Consider the following 20,496-nt stretch of genomic DNA (forward strand, 5'->3'; position numbering starts at 1 on the left):
TCATGCCAACGTTTTGCTAGCCATGCCATATAGTGCACCATTCGTAGACCGCGAAGTGGCTCGATTAGTTTCAATTCTGCAGGATTAAAGTCGCAAAACTCTTGGTAAGCCTCTAAAACAATATCCAACTGCATCAGTTTGTCTTGGCGTTCACCGTTCAATAGCATCCATAAGTCTTGTACTGCAGGGCCGTTACGAGCGTCATCCAAATCAACAAACATAGGGCCATCTCGCCACAAAATATTGCCTGGGTGGCAATCGCCATGCAAACGAATCATATTGAAGCCTTCTTGCCAGTGGCTTTCAATTGATTTGATCAGCATATCCAAGTCATTGAAGAAGCTGTTCTCCAAGTGCATTGGAATCATATTGGCGTTTTGCAGAATCTCTCTTGGTTGATACAGGTATTCTTGTAAGCCGATCGTAGGGCGATGTTGGAACGCTTGGCGGCTGCCGACTTTATGGATGCGGCCAAGGAAACGCCCTACACCTTCGAGCTGATCTAAATTGTCAACCTCGTATTGGCGACCACCCACGCTATCAAACAGCGCAAAAGCATAGCCTTGATAGTGATGCAGGGTTTCACCGTTGATGCGCACAGGTGGTGCGACGGGTATCTCATTGCCAATCAGCTCTAAAGTAAAGTCGTGCTCCTCTTGGATCTGTTCATTGCTCCAACGTTCAGGACGGTAAAACTTGACGACATAACGACGACGCTCTTCGTCAGTAAATTGATAAACACGGTTTTCGTAGCTATTGAGGGGAAGAAAGCCTGATTCTGCGCGAACGCCGATGCTTTCTAACGCGTACCACATAAAGTCTGGGGTAAGGGCGTCAAAGTTAAACATACTTTGGGACATATAAACAAAAAGGCTCATTACTGAGCCTTTTTCCGTTAGTCACTGAAGTAGCACTATAGTTTTTTAATAAAACGGCTTTCTACTTCAATGGTGAATTCGTTGCTCTTATCGGTGAGTATAAACTGAATTGTCGTAATCGCAGAGTTTAGCTTGTCAGGATCGGCACCAAGACTCATTGGCAGGTTTAATACCTCACCTGGCTGGACCTGAATTGTCTGCTTACCATACCAGCTTACATCGGATAGCCCTTCAACATCCAACGAGTACTCTTGCACTTGCTGAGTTTTGTTGATCACTTTGAGGGTGTAGGTGTTTTCTACTTCTCCCGAGCTATTAACGCGGAACAGTTGGTTACGGTCGCGAATAACACTCATGCCGGCTGGGTCTACCGCTGCAATTTGGGCAAAGAAAAGACCGACCATGACGAGTAGTACGGCACCATAGCCTAGCAGCTTCGGACGCATGACTTTGGTACTCTTACCCGATAAGCGATGTTCGGTGGTGTAACTAATTAGGCCTTTCTCGTAGCCCATGCGATCCATGGTGTTGTCACACGCATCAATACAGGCGCCACAGTTGATACATTCATACTGCAAGCCGTCACGAATATCGATACCTGTTGGGCACACCTGCACACACAAATCACAATCAATACAATCACCCAAACCAAGCTGCTTTGGATCGGCTTTACGCGGACGTGGGCCACGTTTTTCCCCACGTTTTGCATCGTAGCCAACGATGAAGGTGTCTTTATCAAACATGGCAGATTGGAAGCGCGCGTAAGGACACATGTGAATACACATGATGGAACGCATCCAACCAGCATTACCATAAGTACAAATGGCAAAGAACATTACCCAAAAGACGGGCCAGAAGTTGGCGTTAAAGGTGAAAAAGTCGATAACCAATTGCTTCATTGGTACGAAGTAGCCAACAAAAGTAAAACCAGTGGCGAGTGCAATGGCAAACCAAGCTATATGTTTGACGGTTTTACGCATCGCTAAATTCGCCGTCAGCTTATTGGAGTCTTGTTTACGGCGTTTATTGGCACTACCTTCGAGCTTCTCTTCAAACCAGATATACATGAAGGTCCAGACGGTTTGTGGGCAGAGATAGCCACACCAAACCCGACCTAAGAAGGTGGTAATAAAGAACAACCCAAACGCCGCGATCACAAACAGCAAGGCGAGTAGGGTAAGATCTTGTGGGTACAGGGTGGTACCGAAAAAGTTGAACTGCTGGTTGCCAATATCGAGCAAGATCGCTTGACGTTCACCGTAAGGAATCCACGGTATCAAAGCGAAGAGAAGTAGTAAGAACCAACCACCGTAACGACGTAGTTTCTGGTAAGTTCCTTTACTTTCGCGTACATAGATGCGATTACTTGGGTTAAACCGATCCCCGTTTCCTTTGTGGGTTTTGGGATTATAGGTTTTAGGAGTCACATCTTTGATATCGATCTTGTCCTGACTCATGCACTCATCCTTCTTAGGCTTTTATAATGTACGGCGTCATTTCTATTGATGTCGCTCGATGACATTGCTGCTCGTTCCGTCATAAAGATGACCGAACATAATTATTTTAGTAAATACTGATGAACGGCGATTATACAATCAATAACAATTCCGTTTCTTTAACGCAGTCAATGTTTAACAACAAAAATCAGTACAGTTAACCTGATAATTGGCTGAACAGTTATAACCAATTGTGGGACTAAAAACTTTGGTTATAAAAAAGCGACTCACAGAGAGAGTCGCTTAAAGAATACTGGCTGTTGAGCTGGTTATTTGATGATGCCACGAGCGCGTAGGATCGCCGTTTTAAAATCGTCCTCTTGGTCTTTTTTGAGTCCAGGGATCATTTCATCTTTGCTGCTATTACGCATTTTAAGGTGGTAGATCAGTACATCGTCGGTCAGATCTTCTAGCTTTCCTTCATAGCCTGCTTCTTTTGCCAGCTTAACGATGAACTGCAATAGGTTCAGCTCTTGCTCTTTATGCCATTCAGGCTCTAGTAGCTCAAGCAGCTCTTCAATGCGATGACACTTCATTTCTTTCTCCACAGAATTTATAGGTGTAATTAGCAGTAAAGGTACCAAATTGCTTTGCGAAGACCAAATAGGAAAAACTATCTCTTTCACTGTAGTTTGTTCTAAGTCTTTGAAGCTTTATGAGTCGCGTGCAAAGAAAAAAGCGCAGCTGGCGCCGCGCTTTTGATTAAGCTGCTTTGATAACTTTGGCCGGAACACTCGACATCATTGCTGTCTTCTCAACCAATGTCATTGCTGGCGCAACTTGCTTTGCCTTTGGTGCAGTAGTAAAGCCACTGCGGCGGCGCATTGCACTAGTATTAGTGTGTGCGAACCTGACTGTTGTTGGGCGCATTAATTTACCTAACTGTCAGGCATATCCATTGCCGATGTAATGGCCTGAATCATTATGAGCTAGGCTCCAACAAGATTGAAGAATCACTCTTCTGGCTCTCGCCAATCCAGTTAATGAGTCAGGAATACCGATATGCATGCATATCAAGTGTAAGATTAGCATCCTTGTAATAATTGGTCGATAGTTGAGCAATTGAATTGTTTAGATTTTGTCATTTTGTCGCGATGTTCGAGGCAATTTTTGTTTGATCCCACGATCAGCAGTAGTAGTATGAGATCTCGATGAAGGAGGTGCCTATGTCATTTTTGAAGAAGACACTTGCCAGTTTTGGGATTGGGAGCGCGAAGGTCGACTCAATCTTAAACCAAGACGTGCTATACCCAGGTCAAAGTGTGGATGTGTCGATCCATGTATATGGTGGTGCGACTGAACAAGCGATCGACAACATTGATTTAAAACTCTGTTGCCGCTACATCGCAGAAGCCCCTGATGACCGTGGTGCGCGAGAAGGACACAGCATGCGCCGAGTACCTCAAACTCATGTGCTTGCTAAGTGGAGTCTCCCTTACGCATTTACCATCCATTCCGGCGAAGAGCGTACCTTCGATGTTAAGCTCGATGTGCCTTGGAACACGCCTGTCACCATTGGTGATGCCAAAGTATGGTTAGAAACTGGCTTAGACGTTGCTGCTGCTTTGGATCCGACTGATAAAGACATCCTCACCGTCCGACCTGATCCACTGATGGATGCGGTACTATCTGCATTTGAAGCGCAAGGTTTACGAATTCGCCAGGTGGAATGCGAGGAAGTGAAAGGATTCGATCTACCATTTGTGCAAGAGTTTGAACTGGTGCCAACCGACGGACCTTACCACGGCGTGTGGCGCGAATTAGAATTTGTTGCCCACCGCAGTGAGCAAGAGCTCAAGTTGTGGTTTGAAGTTGACCGCACACGCAAGGGGCAAGGTGGCATGCTCGCGAGCTTACTGGGTAGTGGCAAACTCAAGCGAGAGCTGACCATCCCTGCCACGACTAAGCCAGATCAAGTTGGCGAACTGGTACTCAATTATCTCGATCAAACTACTGCCGTTCATGAGTCTTAATTTAAGCTTACACGTGTAAGCCTAATGTGCCATACTAGAGCAAATTTCAAACTCTAGTATAGGCGCATTGATGTCCGAGCTGCAGAAACCTCAATACAGTCAACGTGAAGAACTGGCCAATACCATCACCCACGGTATAGGGATGATTTTTGGTATTGTTGGCTTGATACTGCTGTTAGTTAAAGCCATAGACCATCAAGCTGACACTTTAACGCTTACCAGTATGGCGATTTATGGTGCGAGTATTATCGTGCTATTTTTGGCCTCGACGCTCTATCATGCGATCCCTCATCCCAAAGCGAAACGTTGGCTAAAAACCTTCGACCACTGTGCTATTTATCTTTTGATAGCAGGCAGCTATACCCCTTTCTTGTTAGTCAGCTTAAGAACACCTCTAGCATTTGGGTTGATGATCGTTATTTGGAGCATTGCGTTGATCGGCATCATCATGAAAGTTGCGTTCGTCTATCGATTTAAAAAGCTTTCTTTGATGACGTATTTGGTGATGGGATGGTTATCGTTGATTGTGATTTATCAGTTGGCGATCAACTTGGATGTCGGCGGACTTACACTGCTTGCCGCTGGTGGAATTGTGTATTCACTGGGCGTGATTTTCTACGTTGCGAAGCGCGTTCCCTTTAACCATGCGATTTGGCACGGCTTTGTTTTGGCTGGCTGCGTGTGCCATTTCTTTGCTATTTATTACTTTGTTGAGCCTATCTAGCCGATAGGCTCAACAAAGAATATTAAACACGTATTAGCGAGTTTTTACCTCTAGCACTTTGGCAGAAAACTGGTATTGCTGTGATTGCGGTACAGCCAGTTTTATGCTCTTACCTTGCTCCGCTTGCTGAGGTCTCAGGTAGGTATCCGCCATGCGCTTGATGGATTGCCAAACAGTCACGTTTTCTTTTGCCAGTTGCTGACCAGACATATCAAACACTTGCACCTCAACTTCCACTTGAATGACAGATTGAGAGCTTTGGTTAGTGATTGATGTAGGCAAAATAAGCTCACCGCTTTGATAGCTTGCTGAACCAATCAATACATCCACACCTGAATCTGATAGCTGCATGGTTGGCTTTTTGGCGTTTACCACCACGGTCGTGCCAACGGTTTTCGTTATCACTGGGATTGTCGCAATCGCAGGAGCTGCGATTGTTTCAACTACGCTTGCTGTTGTTTGTGTCTCCGTCGCTTGCTGCGCCGGTTTTTTCATGACGTATTCCCAGGTAAAGTCATCGTTCAACTTCACTTCTCGACCATCGGCTAAAGTGATGACCTCGGCGGCGTATGTGGATGAGGCGGCAAGTAGGGTCGCCAGAGTAATCCATGTTTTCATTGTTATACCTTTTAATTAGAGTCTGCTTAGCGGCGCCAAAACGCAGGAAAGAACAGTACAAGAATAGTCAGAATTTCCAAGCGGCCCATTAACATCCCAAAGCTTAAGAGCCATTTGGCAGTATCGGGCAGAGGCGCGAAGTTGCCTGTCGGGCCAATCACACTGCCCATACCAGGGCCAACATTGGCAACGGCGGTGATTGAGCCAGAAATACTGGTCACAGGGTCGAGGCCAAGAGCACTTAAACAACCTGCGATAAAGATAATGGTGATAAAAAACATCAAGCCAAATGCCACCACTGAGCGAACAATATCATCATTCACCGGTCGCTGGTTATAACGCTGTACAAACACCCCTGAAGGGTGAATCAACTTCATCATTTGTTTGTTTAGCAGCGTCATCGCAATTTGGAAGCGGAAGATTTTGATCCCGCCAGACGTTGATCCTGAGCATGCCCCCGCCATCATTAAGAATGCGAAAAGAGTGGTGGGTAATGCGCCCCATGCGGTGAAGTCTTCTAAGCCAAAGCCAGTTGTGGTGACGACAGAGACAATATTAAACATCGACACTCGCAGGGCATCCAAAATGGTGTACCCATCTCGAATCACTAACCAAGCTGAAATCACTAAGCTTGAGAATACGAACAGGTACGCAAATCCTCTAACTTGAGCGTCGTTAACCAACACATCAATACGGCGTTTACGTAACGCGGCGATAAAGAGCAAAAACGGCAAACCACCTAAGAACATAAAGGTAGTGGCCACCCAATGTGCGCCATTAGAGAAGTGGTTCATTGACCCATCAGATGTAGAGTATCCACCCGTCGATAGCGTAGTAAAGGCATGGTTGATTGCTTCGAACAGGTTCATGCCGGTGATCAAGTAGCCCAAAATACATAGGCCCGTTAGCATTAAATATACCGCTACGATGTTTTTGGCGACCGTTTTCGCTCTTGGACTACTTTTATCCGACCAATCTGATGATTCGGTTTGGAATAGCTTCATACCACCGACATTCAGCATAGGTAACACTGCTACCGCCATCACGATAAAACCAATGCCACCAAGCCATTGTAAAATAGAGCGCCACAGCAAGATGCTCGGCGCCATGTTGTCTAGGCCACTGAGCACCGTTGAGCCCGTCGTGGTGATACCCGACATCGTTTCGAAGTAGGCGTCGGTGAAGCTGATGTGGTTGATAAACACAAATGGCAAGGCGGCAAACGCACTCGCGATGGTCCAAACCAAACTGGTGATGAGGAACATATCGCGTACGCTGAGTTTGAACTTGGCGGTTCGACCTATCGTTAGGCAGATGAAGGCGGCAAGGTGCGTGATCACAACGGCTTGGGCGAAATCGAGGAATCCCCCCGTACCGGTAAAGAAAGCGACCAAAGTCGGCACGTACATAAACAGGGCCAGTTTGGATAAAACTAGCCCGATAACAAACAGTACGGGACGTAAGTTGACCATAGGAAAATCCTAGAGGAAGAATGGACTCGGCTGGAATAGCGCTTCGACGTCTGATACGTATTTTTTGTTGACCAGGAACATCACCACATGGTCATCCTGTTCGATGACCGTACGGTCGTGGGCAATAAGAACTTCTTCGCCACGAACGATAGCACCAATGGTGGTCCCAGGTGGAAGCTTTATATCTCCAATCGCACGTCCAACCACTTTAGATGTACTTTCATCACCGTGAGCGACGGCTTCAATCGCTTCCGCAGCGCCGCGGCGAAGTGAGGACACGTTTACGATATCAGCGCGACGAACGTGCGTTAGCAAGGCTGAAATAGTGGCTTGCTGAGGTGAGATTGCTACATCAATTACGCCGCCTTGTACCAGGTCTACATAAGCGCCACGTTGGATCAGCACCATCACTTTTTTAGCGCCCATGCGTTTTGCCAACATTGCAGACATGATGTTGGTTTCATCTTCGTTGGTCAGCGCGATGAAGACGTCGACTTGGTCGATGTTCTCTTCCGAGAGAAGCTCTTGGTCTGCCGCATCACCGCAGAACACGATGGTGTTTTCTAGTTGCTCAGAGAGCTTTTCTGCACGCTGGTAGTTACGCTCAATCAGCTTCACGCTGTAAGTTTGCTCTAGGCGTTTTGCCAAGCTTGCGCCGATGTTACCCCCGCCAACAATCATGATGCGGCGGTACGGTTTTTCTAGGCGCTGAAGCTCACTCATCACTGAGCGAATGTGGTTGCTTGCGGCGACGAAGAACACTTCATCGTCGGCTTCAATGATGGTGGTACCTTGTGGGCGAATCGGACGGCCTTGACGGAAAATCGCCGCCACACGGGTATCAATGTGCGGCATGTGCTCACGCAAAGCAGACAACGCATTACCCACCAGCGGGCCACCATAGTAGGCTTTCACCGCCACTAGGCTGACTTTCTGTTCAGCAAAGCTCACCACTTGCAGCGCGCCTGGGTATTGGATCAGACGTTCGATGTAGCTCGTGACGAGTTCTTCTGGTGCGATAAGGTGATCAACAGGAATGGCGCCAGATTTAAACAGGGCTTCTTTTTCTGCCAAGTATTCTGGAGAGCGAATACGCGCAACGCGGTTTGGGGTATTGAATAGAGTGAACGCGACCTGACAGGCGGCCATGTTGGTTTCATCAGTGTTGGTTACTGCGACGAGCATATCGGCGTCTTGCGCGCCAGCTTCGTGTAGCACGTCTGGATGGCTCGCATGGCCATTGACCACACGTAGGTCGTATTTGTCCTGCAATTCACGCAGTCGGTCGGCATTATTGTCGACGATGGTGATGTCGTTGTTTTCACCCACTAGGTTTTCTGCCAGTGTGCCGCCAACCTGACCTGCACCAAGAATAATGATCTTCATACTCTTTTCTCGTATCTGAAAAAGGCGATTGAAATCGCTTCAATCGCCCTATTTAGCATGCTGTTACGCGTGTGTTTTAGTTAGCACTGCGTAGTAGAAACCATCCATATCTTCTTCGCCTGGTAGAATTTGACGACCAGGCTGGTCGGGATCAGAATCCAGCAGTTGCGCATCCGCGGTACGTGCTAAAAACGCTTTTACTTGCTCCACGTTTTCTTGCGGTGTGATTGAACAAGTCGCGTAAACCATTGTGCCGCCGGGCTTCAGTTGCGTCCACATGGCATCAAAAATTTCACTTTGCAGCTCTGCTAATGCGGCGATGTCGTCTGCACGACGTAGCCATTTGATGTCTGGGTGACGACGAATCACGCCAGTCGCAGAACATGGGGCATCCAGCAAAATGCGATCAAATTGCTCGCCTTGCCACCATTCTTGTGGATTACGCGCATCACCGCAAACCACTTTTGCCTGAAGGTTGAGACGCTTCAGGTTTTCATGCACACGTTTCAAGCGTGTGTCGTCGCAGTCAATCGCGACCACTTCACTGCCTGACGTGCGCTCTAGAATGTGCGCCGTCTTGCCACCTGGCGCTGCACAGCAATCTAAAATCAGTTCGCCGTCTTGTGGTTTTAGGTAGTTGATCGAGAGCTGCGCCGCCGCATCTTGGACCGAAACCCAACCTTTTTCAAAACCAGGTAGCTTCATCACGTCACATGGCGCGGCCAATTTTATGGCGTCCATTGCTTCTGTGTGTGGCGTGCTATCAATGTTTTCATTTTTGAGCAGCGCAAGGTATTCATTTCGAGTGTGGTGTTGGTGATTTACACGGAGCCACATTGGTGCTTTTTGGTTGTTCGCTTCAACTATGCTTTCCCATTGCTGTGGGTAGGCCTCTTGCAGCAGTTTTAGTAACCAGCTTGGGTGACCGTACTTGCCAGCGTTGTTGCTGACGGCCATTTGGTCGAGTTCTTCTTGGTTGCGCTGGTAGTTACGCAATACAGCGTTAATCAAACCACGCAGACGAGGACCTTTCAGCTCTTTAGTGCCTTCAACCGTTTCACCGACAGCTGCGTGCGCAGGAATGCGCATGAAGCTCAGTTGGTAAATACCAACCAGAATTAGGTGATGGAATACACGTTGTTTGCCTTTTAGCGGCTTATCCATCAATTGGTTTGCGATCATTTCTAGGCGAGGTAGGTAACGTAGCGCACCGTAACAGATCTCTTGTAACAGAGCGTGGTCACGAGGTCGTACCGTTTGTTGAGCCGCTGGAAGAGCGCTTGAAAGTGAGTGGCCCTTGTCGACGACAAGATACAGGACGTTAGCAGCCGCAGCGCGAACATTCATGATGAGTACCTTAAAGTAAAGGAGGGCATCTCTGCCCTCTAAAAGTTCGTATAATTGGGGATAATAACCCCTAGTATGGCTTAAACCAGCAGAGTGCCAACTTCAAACCAAGCCGCACGCGAATTCAGAATATCCTGAACTGACATGGCTTTTTTGCCAGGAACTTGCAGTTGCTCTAGCACCAGTACGCCGTTGCCTGTCGCAACATAAATACCGGTTTTATCTGCTTGTACGATGGTGCCGGCTGGCTTGTCACTGGTTTGCTCTGCCACACGGCTTTGCCATACTTTGATGCTGTTTTCTGCCGCCTCAAAGTGGCTCATTGGCCATGGGTTAAATGCACGAACGCAGCGCTCAATGTGCGCCGCATCGTCGTTCCAGTTGATGCGTGCTTCTTCTTTGCTGAGCTTTTTCGCGTAGTTCGCGAGCTCATCGTCTTGCTTCACTGGCACTGCTTTACCCGCAGCAATGTCTGCTAGGCAGTCAATCAGGGCTTCTGGGCCAAGCTCAGCCAATTTTTCGTACATTGAAGCGCTGGTATCTGTCGCTTCGATTGGCAGAGTTGCAATCTTCAGCATATCACCAGTGTCGAGACCGATGTCCATCTGCATGATGGTCACGCCAGTTTCTGCATCGCCCGCCCAAATAGAGCGTTGGATTGGAGCCGCACCACGCCAACGAGGTAGGATAGAACCATGTACGTTGATACAACCCAGTTTAGGGGTATCAAGAACCGCTTGTGGCAGCAGCATACCGTACGCCACGACAACCATGAGGTCGGCGTTCAGATCGGCAAGTTCTTGTTTGGCTTCGTCGGACTTAAAGCTTTCAGGTTGGTAAACCGGGATATTGTGTTCTAGCGCCAGTTGTTTTACCGGTGGCGCAGCCATTTTTTTGCCACGACCCGCTGGACGATCTGGGTTTGTGTAAACCGCGATGACTTCATGCTCCGAAGACAACAACGCCGCCAAGTGACGGGCGGCGAAATCCGGAGTACCTGCAAAGACAATTCGTAAAGACTGACTCAAGGTAGACTTCCTTCTAATTGGTATGGTTCGAGATTAAGCGTTTTGCTGCTTCTCGTTAAAGCGTTTGATTTTTGCTAGCTTGTCCTGAATGCGTTTGCGTTTCAGTGGCGATAGGTAATCCACGAACAGCTTACCTTGTAGGTGATCAAGCTCGTGTTGAACACAAATCGCTAGCAGGTCGTCGGCTTCAAAGGTGAACTCTTTGCCATCACGATCCAGTGCTTTAACGGTAACTTCTGCAGCGCGAGGCACAAGTGCGCGTGCACCTGGTACCGACAGACAGCCTTCTTCGATGCCATCTTCGCCACGCTTTTCCAGAATCTCAGGGTTGATTAGCACCATCGGCTCATCGCGAGTTTCTGAAATATCAATCACTACGATACGTTTGTGGATATCAACCTGCGTTGCAGCAAGGCCAATACCTTCTTCGTCGTACATGGTTTCAATCATGTCATCGACGATTTTTTGAATCTCAGGTGTCACCGCTTCAACAGGCTTTGCGACTGTGCGCAGGCGATCATCCGGGAATGTTAATACTTGTAATACAGACATATTCACTCGAAATATTGAACTGTGCCGAAACAGCACAAACCTTGTTGGCTCAATTCTAGACATTTTATAGCCTAAATGACAGCATCCTTGCACCAATTTCCATTCTGGTTCCTGCTTAATAGACCAAGGACGAGGGTCATGAATCGAATTTTCCGCAACGTTGCCAGTGTTACGTTGCCGTTACTTTTCTCTTTCAACGCTGTAGCAAATGTGGATGCAAACCCACTGACTGTTAAAGATGATGCGCCACAAACATATGTAGTCGTGAAGGGCGATACGCTATGGGATATTTCGGCCATGTACTTGGATAGCCCGTGGTTGTGGCCTCGTTTATGGCAAGTAAACCCGGAAATCGACAACCCTCATTTAATTTATCCCGGTGACAAGCTGTCTTTGGTGTGGATTAACGGTCAGCCCGTATTGAGCCTAAAACCGGTTAAGAAGCTGAGCCCGAAAGCACGTATCACGGAAAAGAAAGCGGTACCAACGGTCGCGGAAGGTTTGGTGATGCCTTACCTCAAATCGGATCGGTTGCTGGATCAAGATGCGTTGAACAGTGCAGCAAAAGTGATGGGTAGCAGCAAAGGCAGTAAGTATCTGACTGCAGAAGATGTGCTGTATATCAATGGTAATCAGACCGCGACAGGTTGGGCTATTTACCGACCAGTAGCTACCTTTTCGCGTGACGATGTGTCCGAAGAGATTACCGCGCTGCGTTTGATTGCCAAAGGCGAGCTCGTTGAAGCTTCGAGTGATTATTCAGGTTTGAAGCTTACATCGCAGATGCAAGAAATTCTACGTAACGATATCGCGTTGCCAAATCAATCGGTTGAGAATACTGACTTCACGACTACGTTCTACCCGCTGCCGTCGCCACAAGGCAGTTCGGCAAAGTTGCTAGGTAATATCGAAGGTATTCGCTTTAGTTCAACTAACCAAGTCGTGGTGATTGATAAAGGCACGTCAGACAATCTGAAGCAAGGCAGTGTGTTTGATTTAAAAGAAGACGCGCACCCAGTTTACAAAGACGGCGATGAGTTCAAGAAAGAGTTTGGCGTGCTTGATAAGAAAATTACTTTGCCTCAAAGCAAAGTTGGTGAGTTGCTGGTCATTCGTCCTTATGAGTACTTTAGCTTGGCACTGATCACTAACAGTACTAAACCCATTAACCAAGATATTTCGGTGGTGTCACCGTTGGCGGACGAATTAACCATCGATGAATCGACGAAATAACGATGATCTCGCTGCCTGGTTAAAACTGAGTTGTTTACCAGGCATTGGCGGCGTCAAAATGAATAAGCTACTGGCAAGAGACACGCCACGTAACATCGTAAACTTCTCTCCTGAACAGCTACAACAACTTGGGTTAACAACTAAGCAAATTCAAGCTTGGGCTTCAACAGATAAAGAAGTCGATGCTTGTTTAAGCTGGCTTGAGGCTTCTACAAATCATCATATCCTGACACTGACTGACCCGCGTTATCCACCTCAACTCAAACAAATCGTTGCACCGCCACCTCTACTTTTTGTTCAAGGAAACCCTACTTGTCTCTCTCAGCCACAAATCGCGATGGTTGGCAGTCGAAATGCGAGTATTGATGGATTACAGCATGCACGTCAGTTTGCTGCAGAGTTTGTTCAGCACGATTTTATTGTCACCAGTGGTCTCGCTTTAGGCATTGATGGTCATGCGCATGATGGTGCGTTGCAAGCGGGTGGTAAGACGATTGCGGTGCTAGGATCTGGCTTAGAAAATATTTATCCGGCACGTCATCGTGGTTTAGCGCAACGTGTTATTGAACATGGGGCCTTGGTGTCTGAGTTTCGGCCTAATGCCAAGCCGCGTCCAGAAAACTTCCCGCGTCGTAATCGTATTATTAGTGGATTATCGCTTGGTGTACTGGTCGTCGAGGCGGCGAAAAAGAGCGGCTCGTTAATTACAGCTCGTTACGCGCTTGAGCAAGGTCGAGAAGTATTTGCGCTGCCAGCGTCAATCAATGCCCCCAATGCCTGCGGTGGAAACCAGTTGATACGTCATGGCGCTTGCCTCGTAGAAAAGACGAAAGATGTCTTAGATGAAATACAGTCCTTGCTTGATTGGTCTATTAATCAGAGTACCGATTTATTTTCTACGTTAAATGATGAAGAAGAATTGCCATTTCCTCAGCTGTTAGCTAACGTAGGAAGTGAAGCTACACCGGTTGATATTCTTGCAAACAGGACCAATATACCTGTCCAAGAAGTCATGATGCAGCTCTTAGAGTTAGAACTCTCTGGGCATGTCGTTGCGGTTTCAGGTGGCTATATTCGAAAGGGGAGGGGCTAGCTATGATGATGGATATACTGATGTATCTATTCGAAACCTACATCCATAGCGATGCAGAGTTACAGGTCGAACAAGACGAGTTGGAAGAAGAATTGCTCCGTGCAGGCTTCCAACAAAAAGATATCTACAAAGCCCTTGTCTGGTTAGAAGAGCTTGCCGCATTGCAGCAAAGTGACACCTCTTCTGCAATCTCGACTTGCATGGCTTCGTCATCAACTCGTATCTACACAGCGAAAGAGATGCAGCGTTTAGATTTGGAATGCCGAGGGTTTCTATTGTTTCTCGAGCAAATCAATGTGTTAACCACAGAAACTCGCGAAATGGTGATTGACCGAGTGATGGGATTAGAAACGAGTGAGTTTGAGCTTGAAGACCTCAAATGGATCATTCTGATGGTGCTGTTTAATGTGCCTGGCAACGAAAACGCTTACACGCTAATGGAAGAGCTGTTGTACACCAAGGAACAAGGGATTCTTCACTAACCCAATCTAGGCAAGTTCGAGTTTAGCTAGCAAGAACGCGAGCTTGTCTTTTGGTGTGTTTTTCACGAAACGGTAAGTATGAGTAGTAAAATCGACAACACCCTTTTCTCTGCCCATGAACACGCATTGGAACACGAGCCGTGTCCTAAATGTGGCAGCGAGTTGACCCTCAAACATGGCAAACACGGTCCCTTTCTTGGCTGTAGCCACTACCCAAGCTGTGATTACATCAAAGCCCTGCACAACAATGATGGACACATCGTCAAAGAGCTTGGCGTTCCTTGTCCAGATTGTGGTAACGAGTTGGTATTACGCCAAGGGCGTTATGGCATGTTTGTTGGTTGCAGTAACTATCCGGCGTGCCATCATATTGAGTCGATTAATCAACCTGAGCCAGAAAAGCAGTCGCAAGAGCACCACGCGTGTCCTGAATGCGGTAAAGGTCATTTAGTTGAACGTAAGACGCGTTTTGGTAAAACTTTCTACGCATGTGATAACTACCCTAAATGCAAATTTGCAGTGAATCTCCCTCCGGTAAAGGGGAGGTGCGAAGAATGTGGTTTTACGTTGTTGGTGGAGAAGAAACTCGCCAGTGGTGTGAAATTGCAATGTGCCAACCGTAAGTGCCAGCACACTCAACAAGGGTAAATACATCAAAGGAATTAAAAAGGGTCGCATCGTGCGACCCTTTGTGGTTTTTGGGGCTAGATTTTAGCGTTGTGCTTGTTTCGCAAACTCGTGCACGGCTGGGAATGTCATTGGATCTAAGATGTCTGCCAGGGCGCACAACCTACGGTGCAATTCTCCTGGGTAGTCGCCACACACGTTGATGTGTCCCATCTTGCGACCTGCACGTTTCTCTTTGCCATACCAATGAATGTGGCAACCATCCATTAATAACAATGCTTCTGGTAGTGTGTCTTCACCAAGAATATTAATCATTGAGGTTTCACGAACCAATTTCGTACTGCCTAATGGTAAGCCGCACACTGCGCGCAGATGGTTTTCAAACTGACACGTTTCTGCACCTTGCTGTGTCCAGTGACCAGAGTTGTGCACGCGTGGAGCAATCTCATTCACTAAAAGTGCCCCATCGACATCAAAGAACTCAAGCGCTAATACGCCAACGTAATCTAGGCTATCTGCGACTGCCGTGAACATTTGCTTTGCTTGTTCCTGTAACCCTGGCGCATCAATCGCAGTAGAAAGACTCAATACACCGTTGGTGTGGACGTTCTCTGCCAGAGGATACACTTCCACACTGCCATCTTTGCTTCGAGCACCAACCAGTGATACTTCGCGGTTAAAAGGAACAAACTCTTCAGCAACAATCGCTTGAGTTGGTGTTGCCGCGATGCACTCTGCCATCTCAGTCCAAATGTCGTCGACTTGAGAAGCTTCTTTTAAGCGCCATTGGCCTTTACCATCGTAACCACCTAATGCACTTTTCAGAACCATTGGCATACCAACGTGTTCAATTGCGCGCTCAAAGTCTTCACGAGTTTCAATGACGTAGTATTTCGCGTTGCGCACGCCGGCATCATCAAGCAGTGCTTTTTCAATACGGCGATCACCACCTGCTTTGATGGCTTGCGTACTTGGTAGGAACTTGCCGCTCGCTTCGCAAACTTTGAGCACGTCATGTGGAATATGCTCGAACTCGGCAGTAATCACATCAACTTGCGTAATCGCATTTTCCAAGCCATGGCCAAGTACCTGTTGAGTTAAAGGGTGAACGACCTCACCGCTGCTGACATCGTAAGCTGAAATTTGAATATTCAGTGGCGCACCAGCCAGAGACATCATACGAGCCAACTGACCCGCACCAAGAACCAGTACATGCATCTGATTAATCCTCTGCAGGGTTTGGATTTGCGAGAACTGTTTCCGTTTGCTCATTACGGAATGCTTCTACCTTCGCCATGATGTTTTCATCATGAGTGCCTAGGATTTGCGCTGCTAGGATACCGGCGTTTGCTGCGCCCGCTTCGCCAATCGCCAATGTACCAACCGCAATTCCCTTTGGCATCTGTACAATAGAAAGCAGTGAATCCATACCTTTCAGTGCACGAGACTGAACGGGAACCCCAAGCACAGGCAAACTAGTAAACGCCGCCGCCATACCTGGTAGGTGGGCTGCACCACCTGCGCCTGCGATGATAACTTTGATGCCGCGTTCTTTTGCGCCACTGGCGTAGTCAGCCAGTAATTGAGGAGTTCGGTGTGCTGACACGACTTTTGTTTCGTAAGGCACGCCAAATTGGTCTAGCATGTCTGCTGCTAGTTTCATGGTTGGCCAATCGGATTTAGAACCCATGATGATACCGACTTTCATCTCAAACTCCTTTAAGCTGCAAAAAATTAGGTGAGCTATAAATTTGTGCGCATTATACGGGGATTTTTATCTCAAGCAAACGTTTGCGTCCAGTTGTTGGCGCTATTGATACATTTTATAAAAAAATTGCTTTAGTGTCTGAGAATGAATATTTGTACACTTAGTGAAAACAACACAGTCAAACAAATAGGAAGTAATCGGTGGATAACTTTGAACAAGTGCTCAACGCACTCAAGCAAGGCGAAGTGATTGCCTATCCAACAGAAGGGGTTTTTGGTGTCGGATGTGATCCAGATAACCCAGAAGCAATTCAAAAGCTATTAGAGCTCAAGCAGCGTCCGGTAGAAAAAGGGCTGATTCTCATCGCGGCAAGTTATGATCAGCTCTTGCCTTATATTGATGAATCTCAGTTGACTGAAGAACAATTACAGACTGTTCATGCCACTTGGCCAGGCCCATACACTTGGATCATGCCAGCGAGCGATAAAGTATCCAACTGGGTTTCAGGGCAGTTTGATTCAATTGCGGTTCGTGTGACTGATCATCCTTTGGTGCAAAAAATGTGTAATGCATTCGGAAAGCCGTTAACCTCTACCAGCGCGAATCTTTCCGGCTTACCACCGTGTATGACCACGGAAGAAGTCGAAGAGCAGTTGGGTGATAAGCTGGTCGCCATTCTTCGTGGCGAGACCAGCGGTCGTGATAAACCCAGCGAGATTCGTGACGCCAAAACTTCACAAATATTAAGACAGGGTTAACCCTGCTAGCCAGCCATCATTAGGTTTCACGTAATAGGTAATAACGTATGTCAGCGATCGATAAGCACGCCGTAAAGCAGTTCTTGATGTCACTTCAGGATTCCATTTGTCAGCAGTTAGAACAAGAAGATGGAAAGGCCGTCTTTGTCGAAGATGCATGGCAACGTGAAAAAGGAGAGCGTCTGGGTGGCGGTGGTCGCTCACGTGTTTTGCGTGATGGCCTTGTTTTCGAGCAGGGAGGCGTGAATTTCTCGCATGTGGAAGGGAAAGAAATGCCAGCATCTGCGACAGCGCATCGCCCAGAGCTAGCGGGTCGTCGTTTTGAAGCGATGGGTGTTTCTTTGGTTATTCACCCTAAAAACCCTTACGTACCGACTTCACACGCCAATGTCCGCTTCTTTATTGCAGAAAAAGATGGCGAAGACCCAATTTGGTGGTTTGGTGGTGGTTTTGACCTAACGCCGTTCTACCCATTTGAAGAAGATTGCCAATCATGGCACGACACTGCAAAACAGCTTTGTGCACCATTTGGTGACGATGTTTACCAAGAGCATAAGGCATGGTGTGACAAATATTTCTTCCTACCACATCGTAATGAAACTCGCGGTGTTGGCGGTTTGTTCTTTGATGATCTAAACCATTGGGAATTTGATAAGTGTTTTGCTTACATCAAAGCAGTCGGTGAAGGCTATTGCCAGGCTTATTTGCCGATCGTTTCTCGTCGTAAAGAGATCGAGTATGGTGAGCGTGAGCGTGAATTCCAACTATATCGTCGCGGCCGTTACGTAGAGTTCAACTTAGTGTATGACCGTGGCACCTTATTTGGTTTACAAAGTGGTGGGCGTACTGAGTCGATTCTGATGTCAATGCCGCCGCTCGCTCGCTGGGAGTACTGCTACGAGCCAGAAGCGGGATCGCCAGAAGCTGAACTTTACGAGCGATACCTAACGCCCCGAGAGTGGTAAGCACGGAATCTCCTTTTCTATATAGATAGATAGTGATAGGGTCATCTGTAATCAGGTGGCCCTGTTTTCTCTATATCTAAGTAAGGAACAAAGGTAAGGAAATGACCCAGCAAATCGATCGCTATGCCGTGTTTGGTAATCCTATCGGACACAGTAAGTCGCCATTCATTCACACCTTGTTTGCTCGTCAAACTAATCAATCTTTGGTGTACACCGCAGAAAGTGCACCTGTTGATGGTTTTATTGACGCGGCGAAGGTGTTTTTTGCTGAAGGTGGCAAGGGGTGCAACATCACTATGCCATTTAAAGAAGATGCTTATCGATTTGCTAGTCGATTGACAGAACGGGCTCAGTTAGCAGGCGCGGTAAATACCCTCAAGAAGTTAGACGATGGTGAAATCATCGGTGACAACACTGATGGTGCAGGTTTAGTGCAAGATCTGCTTCAGCATCAGGTTGTATTGGAAGGTGCGCGAATCCTAATTATTGGCGCTGGTGGTGCAGCTCGTGGTGTTATTAAGCCACTACTCGATCAAAAGCCGACCTCTTTAACCATTACCAACCGTACCTTTAGTAAAGCACAAGAGCTCGCAGAGCTGTTTGTCTCTCATGGTCCTATCGTAGCGAGAGAGATGGAAAGTATTGATGAAGAGTATGATGTCATCATTAACTCTACCTCCGCTTCTCTTAGTGGTGAACTGCCTGCTATCTCTTCCTCTATCTTTGCCGCCAACAGCACAAGCTATGACATGATTTATGGCAAAGGAGTGACGAGCTTTAACTTATGGGCAAGAGAAAATGGTGCCGCTCATGCGTATGACGGTCTTGGAATGCTGGTTGGGCAGGCTGCAGAAAGCTTTATGCTTTGGCGTGGCTTACGTCCTGGTGCCAAACAAATTCTCAGAGAACTAAGAAAGAACCTTGAAGGTCAATAAGCGATGAATCAATCCATCTTATTCCCAGATATTCAATCATGGGATGAAGTATCACAATCGGTAAACTTTTCGGCGCAACAATCAGGCGCACTAATAGAGTGCTTTGTGACGAAACAAAAGCTAGAAAAGCTCAGTGGTTCACTGATTGAAACTGAGCAAGCGGCAATTAAAGTGTTTACTGATTACCGATTCGACCTAGAAGAAATGGCTGAAGAGCTAATAGAAGATGAAGCCTTCAACGAAGAAGGCCATATCATCATCGGTTAACAGGGCTTTAGTTCAAGTCTTTTACTTCATTTAAGTAGTCGTTTTTGTTCTGCACATAGTTGTTGGCAGACTTTTGCAAGAAAGCTCGTTCTTTTTCTGACAGAGGGCGAGCTTGTTTTACTGGGCTTCCAACATATAAGTAGCCACTTTCTAATACTTTCCCAGGTGGCACTAAACTGCCTGCTCCGATCATCACCTCTGACTCAATTACAACAGCATCTAAAACAATAGCTCCCATACCAACCAAAACACGATCGTGGATCTCACAACCGTGCAGCATCACTTTGTGGCCAATCGTAACGTCATTACCAATAATCAATGGGTAGCCGTTTGGGTTTTCGGCGTTCTTATGGGTGACATGCAAAACACTGCCATCTTGAATATTCGTTCGATCACCAATGTGAATGTGGTTTACATCACCTCGCGCTGCTACCAGTGGCCAAATGCTAGAATCATCGCCAATTCGGATATCACCGACTAAAACAGAGGTTGGGTCAACGTAAACACGCTCACCAAGTTCAGGCTTTATACCTTTGTAGCTTCTCATTGAGCTCATCTTTTTTCCTTATTCAGGGCGATTACAGGGTGTATGGAGGTAGAATAGTAGTGAAAACTCGCCTTTTAGAATAAAAAACACCCAAACGATAAAAAAATCAAAAAAAACGAGAAAAAGGGCTTGCCAATGTGATCGCAATCTCTATAATGCCACCTCGCTGACACGGCAACGCTTCGAAGCTTGAGTTTCGAAAGTAAGAAGCCAAGTTAGCAAGCCAAATTAGCCAAGCGGAAACGCTTGAAGAAAGTTTGAAAAAAGTGATTGACACTAAACTTTAACTCGCTAAAATGGCCGTCCTGTTTTGAGCAAAGCTCAACAGGAAAGCTCTTTAACAATATAGACCTATCAATCTGTGTGGGCACTCGTTGATGATAATCCAAATAGTTTCTTCGGAAACA

At 47.0% G+C, this 20,496-nt stretch carries 23 protein-coding genes; 10 read left to right on the forward strand and 13 right to left on the reverse strand.

All coding sequences use genetic code 11. The annotated features are described in order from the left end of the window. The 4 genes from R7041_RS18775 to R7041_RS18790 all read right to left on the reverse strand — a co-directional run. Positions 1-860, reverse strand: an 860-nt coding sequence (locus tag R7041_RS18775; RefSeq protein ID WP_318128681.1) for a serine/threonine protein kinase, incomplete at its 3' end; no start/stop codon positions are given. A gap of 53 nt (positions 861-913) precedes the next feature. Continuing rightward, on the reverse strand, positions 914-2,335 hold the full coding sequence (gene ccoG / locus R7041_RS18780) for a cytochrome c oxidase accessory protein CcoG (RefSeq protein ID WP_033906581.1): 1,422 nt from the start codon (positions 2,333-2,335) through the stop codon (positions 914-916). 308 nt (positions 2,336-2,643) lie between these two features. Continuing rightward, complete coding sequence (locus tag R7041_RS18785) at positions 2,644-2,910, reverse strand: YihD family protein (RefSeq protein WP_033906580.1); 267 nt, start codon at positions 2,908-2,910, stop codon at positions 2,644-2,646. Positions 2,911-3,076: 166 nt separating this feature from the next. Next, a complete protein-coding gene (locus tag R7041_RS18790; protein WP_005379043.1) occupies positions 3,077-3,244 on the reverse strand; it encodes a hypothetical protein in 168 nt (55 codons plus the stop codon). 296 nt (positions 3,245-3,540) lie between these two features. Between R7041_RS18790 and R7041_RS18795 the strand changes: the two genes are divergently transcribed. Together R7041_RS18795 and trhA are read left to right on the forward strand one after the other, a co-directional pair. Continuing rightward, entirely contained in the window at positions 3,541-4,347 is an 807-nt protein-coding gene (locus R7041_RS18795) for a sporulation protein (RefSeq protein ID WP_005379045.1), read from the forward strand. 70 nt (positions 4,348-4,417) lie between these two features. Then, complete coding sequence (gene trhA, locus R7041_RS18800; protein WP_206949715.1) at positions 4,418-5,071, forward strand: PAQR family membrane homeostasis protein TrhA; 654 nt, start codon at positions 4,418-4,420, stop codon at positions 5,069-5,071. Positions 5,072-5,104: 33 nt separating this feature from the next. Here the strand turns inward: trhA and R7041_RS18805 are convergent, their stop codons facing one another. The 6 genes from R7041_RS18805 to def all read right to left on the reverse strand — a co-directional run bounded on the left by R7041_RS18805 (position 5,105) and on the right by def (position 11,474). Then, positions 5,105-5,689, reverse strand: a complete 585-nt coding sequence (locus tag R7041_RS18805; RefSeq protein ID WP_132937259.1) for a DUF3157 family protein — start codon at positions 5,687-5,689, stop codon at positions 5,105-5,107. 26 nt (positions 5,690-5,715) lie between these two features. Continuing rightward, complete coding sequence (locus tag R7041_RS18810) at positions 5,716-7,161, reverse strand: TrkH family potassium uptake protein (RefSeq protein WP_017821575.1); 1,446 nt, start codon at positions 7,159-7,161, stop codon at positions 5,716-5,718. A 9-nt stretch (positions 7,162-7,170) separates the two neighbouring features. Continuing rightward, the gene (gene trkA / locus R7041_RS18815; protein ID WP_005379062.1) at positions 7,171-8,547 is read right to left on the reverse strand and encodes a Trk system potassium transporter TrkA; all 1,377 of its coding nucleotides are present in this window, start codon (positions 8,545-8,547) and stop codon (positions 7,171-7,173) included. Positions 8,548-8,610: 63 nt separating this feature from the next. Then, positions 8,611-9,894 (reverse strand): 16S rRNA (cytosine(967)-C(5))-methyltransferase RsmB, encoded by a 1,284-nt coding sequence (gene rsmB, locus R7041_RS18820; RefSeq protein WP_206949716.1) that lies wholly within the window; start codon positions 9,892-9,894, stop codon positions 8,611-8,613. An 80-nt stretch (positions 9,895-9,974) separates the two neighbouring features. Beyond that, positions 9,975-10,922 carry a methionyl-tRNA formyltransferase gene (fmt, locus tag R7041_RS18825; RefSeq protein WP_054579447.1) on the reverse strand — a complete coding sequence of 316 codons (948 nt, stop codon included), beginning with the start codon at positions 10,920-10,922 and terminating at the stop codon, positions 9,975-9,977. Between the two features lie 33 nt (positions 10,923-10,955). Next, the gene (gene def / locus R7041_RS18830; RefSeq protein ID WP_005379068.1) at positions 10,956-11,474 is read right to left on the reverse strand and encodes a peptide deformylase; all 519 of its coding nucleotides are present in this window, start codon (positions 11,472-11,474) and stop codon (positions 10,956-10,958) included. A 138-nt stretch (positions 11,475-11,612) separates the two neighbouring features. Here def and R7041_RS18835 point away from each other — a divergent pair, with 138 nt between their 5' ends. The 4 genes from R7041_RS18835 to R7041_RS18850 all read left to right on the forward strand — a co-directional run bounded on the left by R7041_RS18835 (position 11,613) and on the right by R7041_RS18850 (position 14,930). After that, positions 11,613-12,707: a LysM peptidoglycan-binding domain-containing protein gene (locus tag R7041_RS18835; protein ID WP_017635610.1), complete on the forward strand. Its 1,095-nt coding sequence runs from the start codon at positions 11,613-11,615 to the stop codon at positions 12,705-12,707. After that, a complete protein-coding gene (gene dprA, locus R7041_RS18840; RefSeq protein WP_053350676.1) occupies positions 12,691-13,800 on the forward strand; it encodes a DNA-processing protein DprA in 1,110 nt (369 codons plus the stop codon). Before R7041_RS18835 ends, dprA begins: the two co-directional genes overlap by 17 nt. 2 nt (positions 13,801-13,802) lie before the next feature. Then, entirely contained in the window at positions 13,803-14,282 is a 480-nt protein-coding gene (locus R7041_RS18845; RefSeq protein ID WP_005379074.1) for a DUF494 family protein, read from the forward strand. 78 nt (positions 14,283-14,360) lie between these two features. Beyond that, positions 14,361-14,930, forward strand: coding sequence for a type I DNA topoisomerase (locus R7041_RS18850; protein WP_005386647.1), 570 nt, complete (start codon positions 14,361-14,363; stop codon positions 14,928-14,930). Between the two features lie 63 nt (positions 14,931-14,993). Here the strand turns inward: R7041_RS18850 and R7041_RS18855 are convergent, their stop codons facing one another. Beyond that, a complete protein-coding gene (locus R7041_RS18855; protein WP_031781055.1) occupies positions 14,994-16,127 on the reverse strand; it encodes a 5-(carboxyamino)imidazole ribonucleotide synthase in 1,134 nt (377 codons plus the stop codon). 4 nt (positions 16,128-16,131) lie between these two features. Continuing rightward, a complete protein-coding gene (gene purE / locus R7041_RS18860; RefSeq protein ID WP_005379082.1) occupies positions 16,132-16,617 on the reverse strand; it encodes a 5-(carboxyamino)imidazole ribonucleotide mutase in 486 nt (161 codons plus the stop codon). A gap of 200 nt (positions 16,618-16,817) precedes the next feature. On the opposite strand from purE, the gene R7041_RS18865 reads away from it, so the two are divergent. From R7041_RS18865 to R7041_RS18880, 4 genes are all read left to right on the forward strand, one after another. Beyond that, entirely contained in the window at positions 16,818-17,375 is a 558-nt protein-coding gene (locus R7041_RS18865; protein WP_005379084.1) for an L-threonylcarbamoyladenylate synthase, read from the forward strand. Between the two features lie 47 nt (positions 17,376-17,422). Beyond that, a complete protein-coding gene (gene hemF / locus R7041_RS18870) occupies positions 17,423-18,340 on the forward strand; it encodes an oxygen-dependent coproporphyrinogen oxidase (RefSeq protein WP_064368877.1) in 918 nt (305 codons plus the stop codon). Positions 18,341-18,441: 101 nt separating this feature from the next. Further along, entirely contained in the window at positions 18,442-19,275 is an 834-nt protein-coding gene (aroE, locus tag R7041_RS18875; RefSeq protein WP_206949717.1) for a shikimate dehydrogenase, read from the forward strand. 3 nt (positions 19,276-19,278) lie between these two features. Beyond that, positions 19,279-19,542 (forward strand): DUF1488 domain-containing protein, encoded by a 264-nt coding sequence (locus tag R7041_RS18880; protein WP_005379090.1) that lies wholly within the window; start codon positions 19,279-19,281, stop codon positions 19,540-19,542. 7 nt (positions 19,543-19,549) lie between these two features. Here R7041_RS18880 and R7041_RS18885 read toward each other — a convergent pair whose 3' ends face one another. Beyond that, positions 19,550-20,098: a gamma carbonic anhydrase family protein gene (locus R7041_RS18885; RefSeq protein WP_005379096.1), complete on the reverse strand. Its 549-nt coding sequence runs from the start codon at positions 20,096-20,098 to the stop codon at positions 19,550-19,552. Between the last annotated feature and the right edge of the window lie 398 nt (positions 20,099-20,496).

It is taken from the genome of Vibrio sp. 1751 (genome assembly GCF_033339895.1).
GTDB classification, from domain to species: domain Bacteria; phylum Pseudomonadota; class Gammaproteobacteria; order Enterobacterales; family Vibrionaceae; genus Vibrio; species Vibrio alginolyticus.

Coding starts and splice junctions, on each gene's coding strand:
- R7041_RS18835 (WP_017635610.1), top strand. CDS start 11,613: ATGAATCGAATTTTCCGCAACGTTGCCAGTGTTACGTTGCCGTTACTT.
- R7041_RS18810 (WP_017821575.1), bottom strand. CDS start 7,161: ATGGTCAACTTACGTCCCGTACTGTTTGTTATCGGGCTAGTTTTATCC.
- R7041_RS18855 (WP_031781055.1), bottom strand. CDS start 16,127: ATGCATGTACTGGTTCTTGGTGCGGGTCAGTTGGCTCGTATGATGTCT.
- R7041_RS18880 (WP_005379090.1), top strand. CDS start 19,279: ATGAATCAATCCATCTTATTCCCAGATATTCAATCATGGGATGAAGTA.
- trkA (WP_005379062.1), bottom strand. CDS start 8,547: ATGAAGATCATTATTCTTGGTGCAGGTCAGGTTGGCGGCACACTGGCA.
- rsmB (WP_206949716.1), bottom strand. CDS start 9,894: ATGAATGTTCGCGCTGCGGCTGCTAACGTCCTGTATCTTGTCGTCGAC.
- R7041_RS18805 (WP_132937259.1), bottom strand. CDS start 5,689: ATGAAAACATGGATTACTCTGGCGACCCTACTTGCCGCCTCATCCACA.
- R7041_RS18790 (WP_005379043.1), bottom strand. CDS start 3,244: ATGCGCCCAACAACAGTCAGGTTCGCACACACTAATACTAGTGCAATG.
- R7041_RS18845 (WP_005379074.1), top strand. CDS start 13,803: ATGATGATGGATATACTGATGTATCTATTCGAAACCTACATCCATAGC.
- hemF (WP_064368877.1), top strand. CDS start 17,423: ATGTCAGCGATCGATAAGCACGCCGTAAAGCAGTTCTTGATGTCACTT.
- trhA (WP_206949715.1), top strand. CDS start 4,418: ATGTCCGAGCTGCAGAAACCTCAATACAGTCAACGTGAAGAACTGGCC.
- R7041_RS18795 (WP_005379045.1), top strand. CDS start 3,541: ATGTCATTTTTGAAGAAGACACTTGCCAGTTTTGGGATTGGGAGCGCG.
- aroE (WP_206949717.1), top strand. CDS start 18,442: ATGACCCAGCAAATCGATCGCTATGCCGTGTTTGGTAATCCTATCGGA.
- R7041_RS18885 (WP_005379096.1), bottom strand. CDS start 20,098: ATGAGCTCAATGAGAAGCTACAAAGGTATAAAGCCTGAACTTGGTGAG.
- purE (WP_005379082.1), bottom strand. CDS start 16,617: ATGAAAGTCGGTATCATCATGGGTTCTAAATCCGATTGGCCAACCATG.
- ccoG (WP_033906581.1), bottom strand. CDS start 2,335: ATGAGTCAGGACAAGATCGATATCAAAGATGTGACTCCTAAAACCTAT.
- R7041_RS18785 (WP_033906580.1), bottom strand. CDS start 2,910: ATGAAGTGTCATCGCATTGAAGAGCTGCTTGAGCTACTAGAGCCTGAA.
- dprA (WP_053350676.1), top strand. CDS start 12,691: ATGAATCGACGAAATAACGATGATCTCGCTGCCTGGTTAAAACTGAGT.
- def (WP_005379068.1), bottom strand. CDS start 11,474: ATGTCTGTATTACAAGTATTAACATTCCCGGATGATCGCCTGCGCACA.
- R7041_RS18850 (WP_005386647.1), top strand. CDS start 14,361: ATGAGTAGTAAAATCGACAACACCCTTTTCTCTGCCCATGAACACGCA.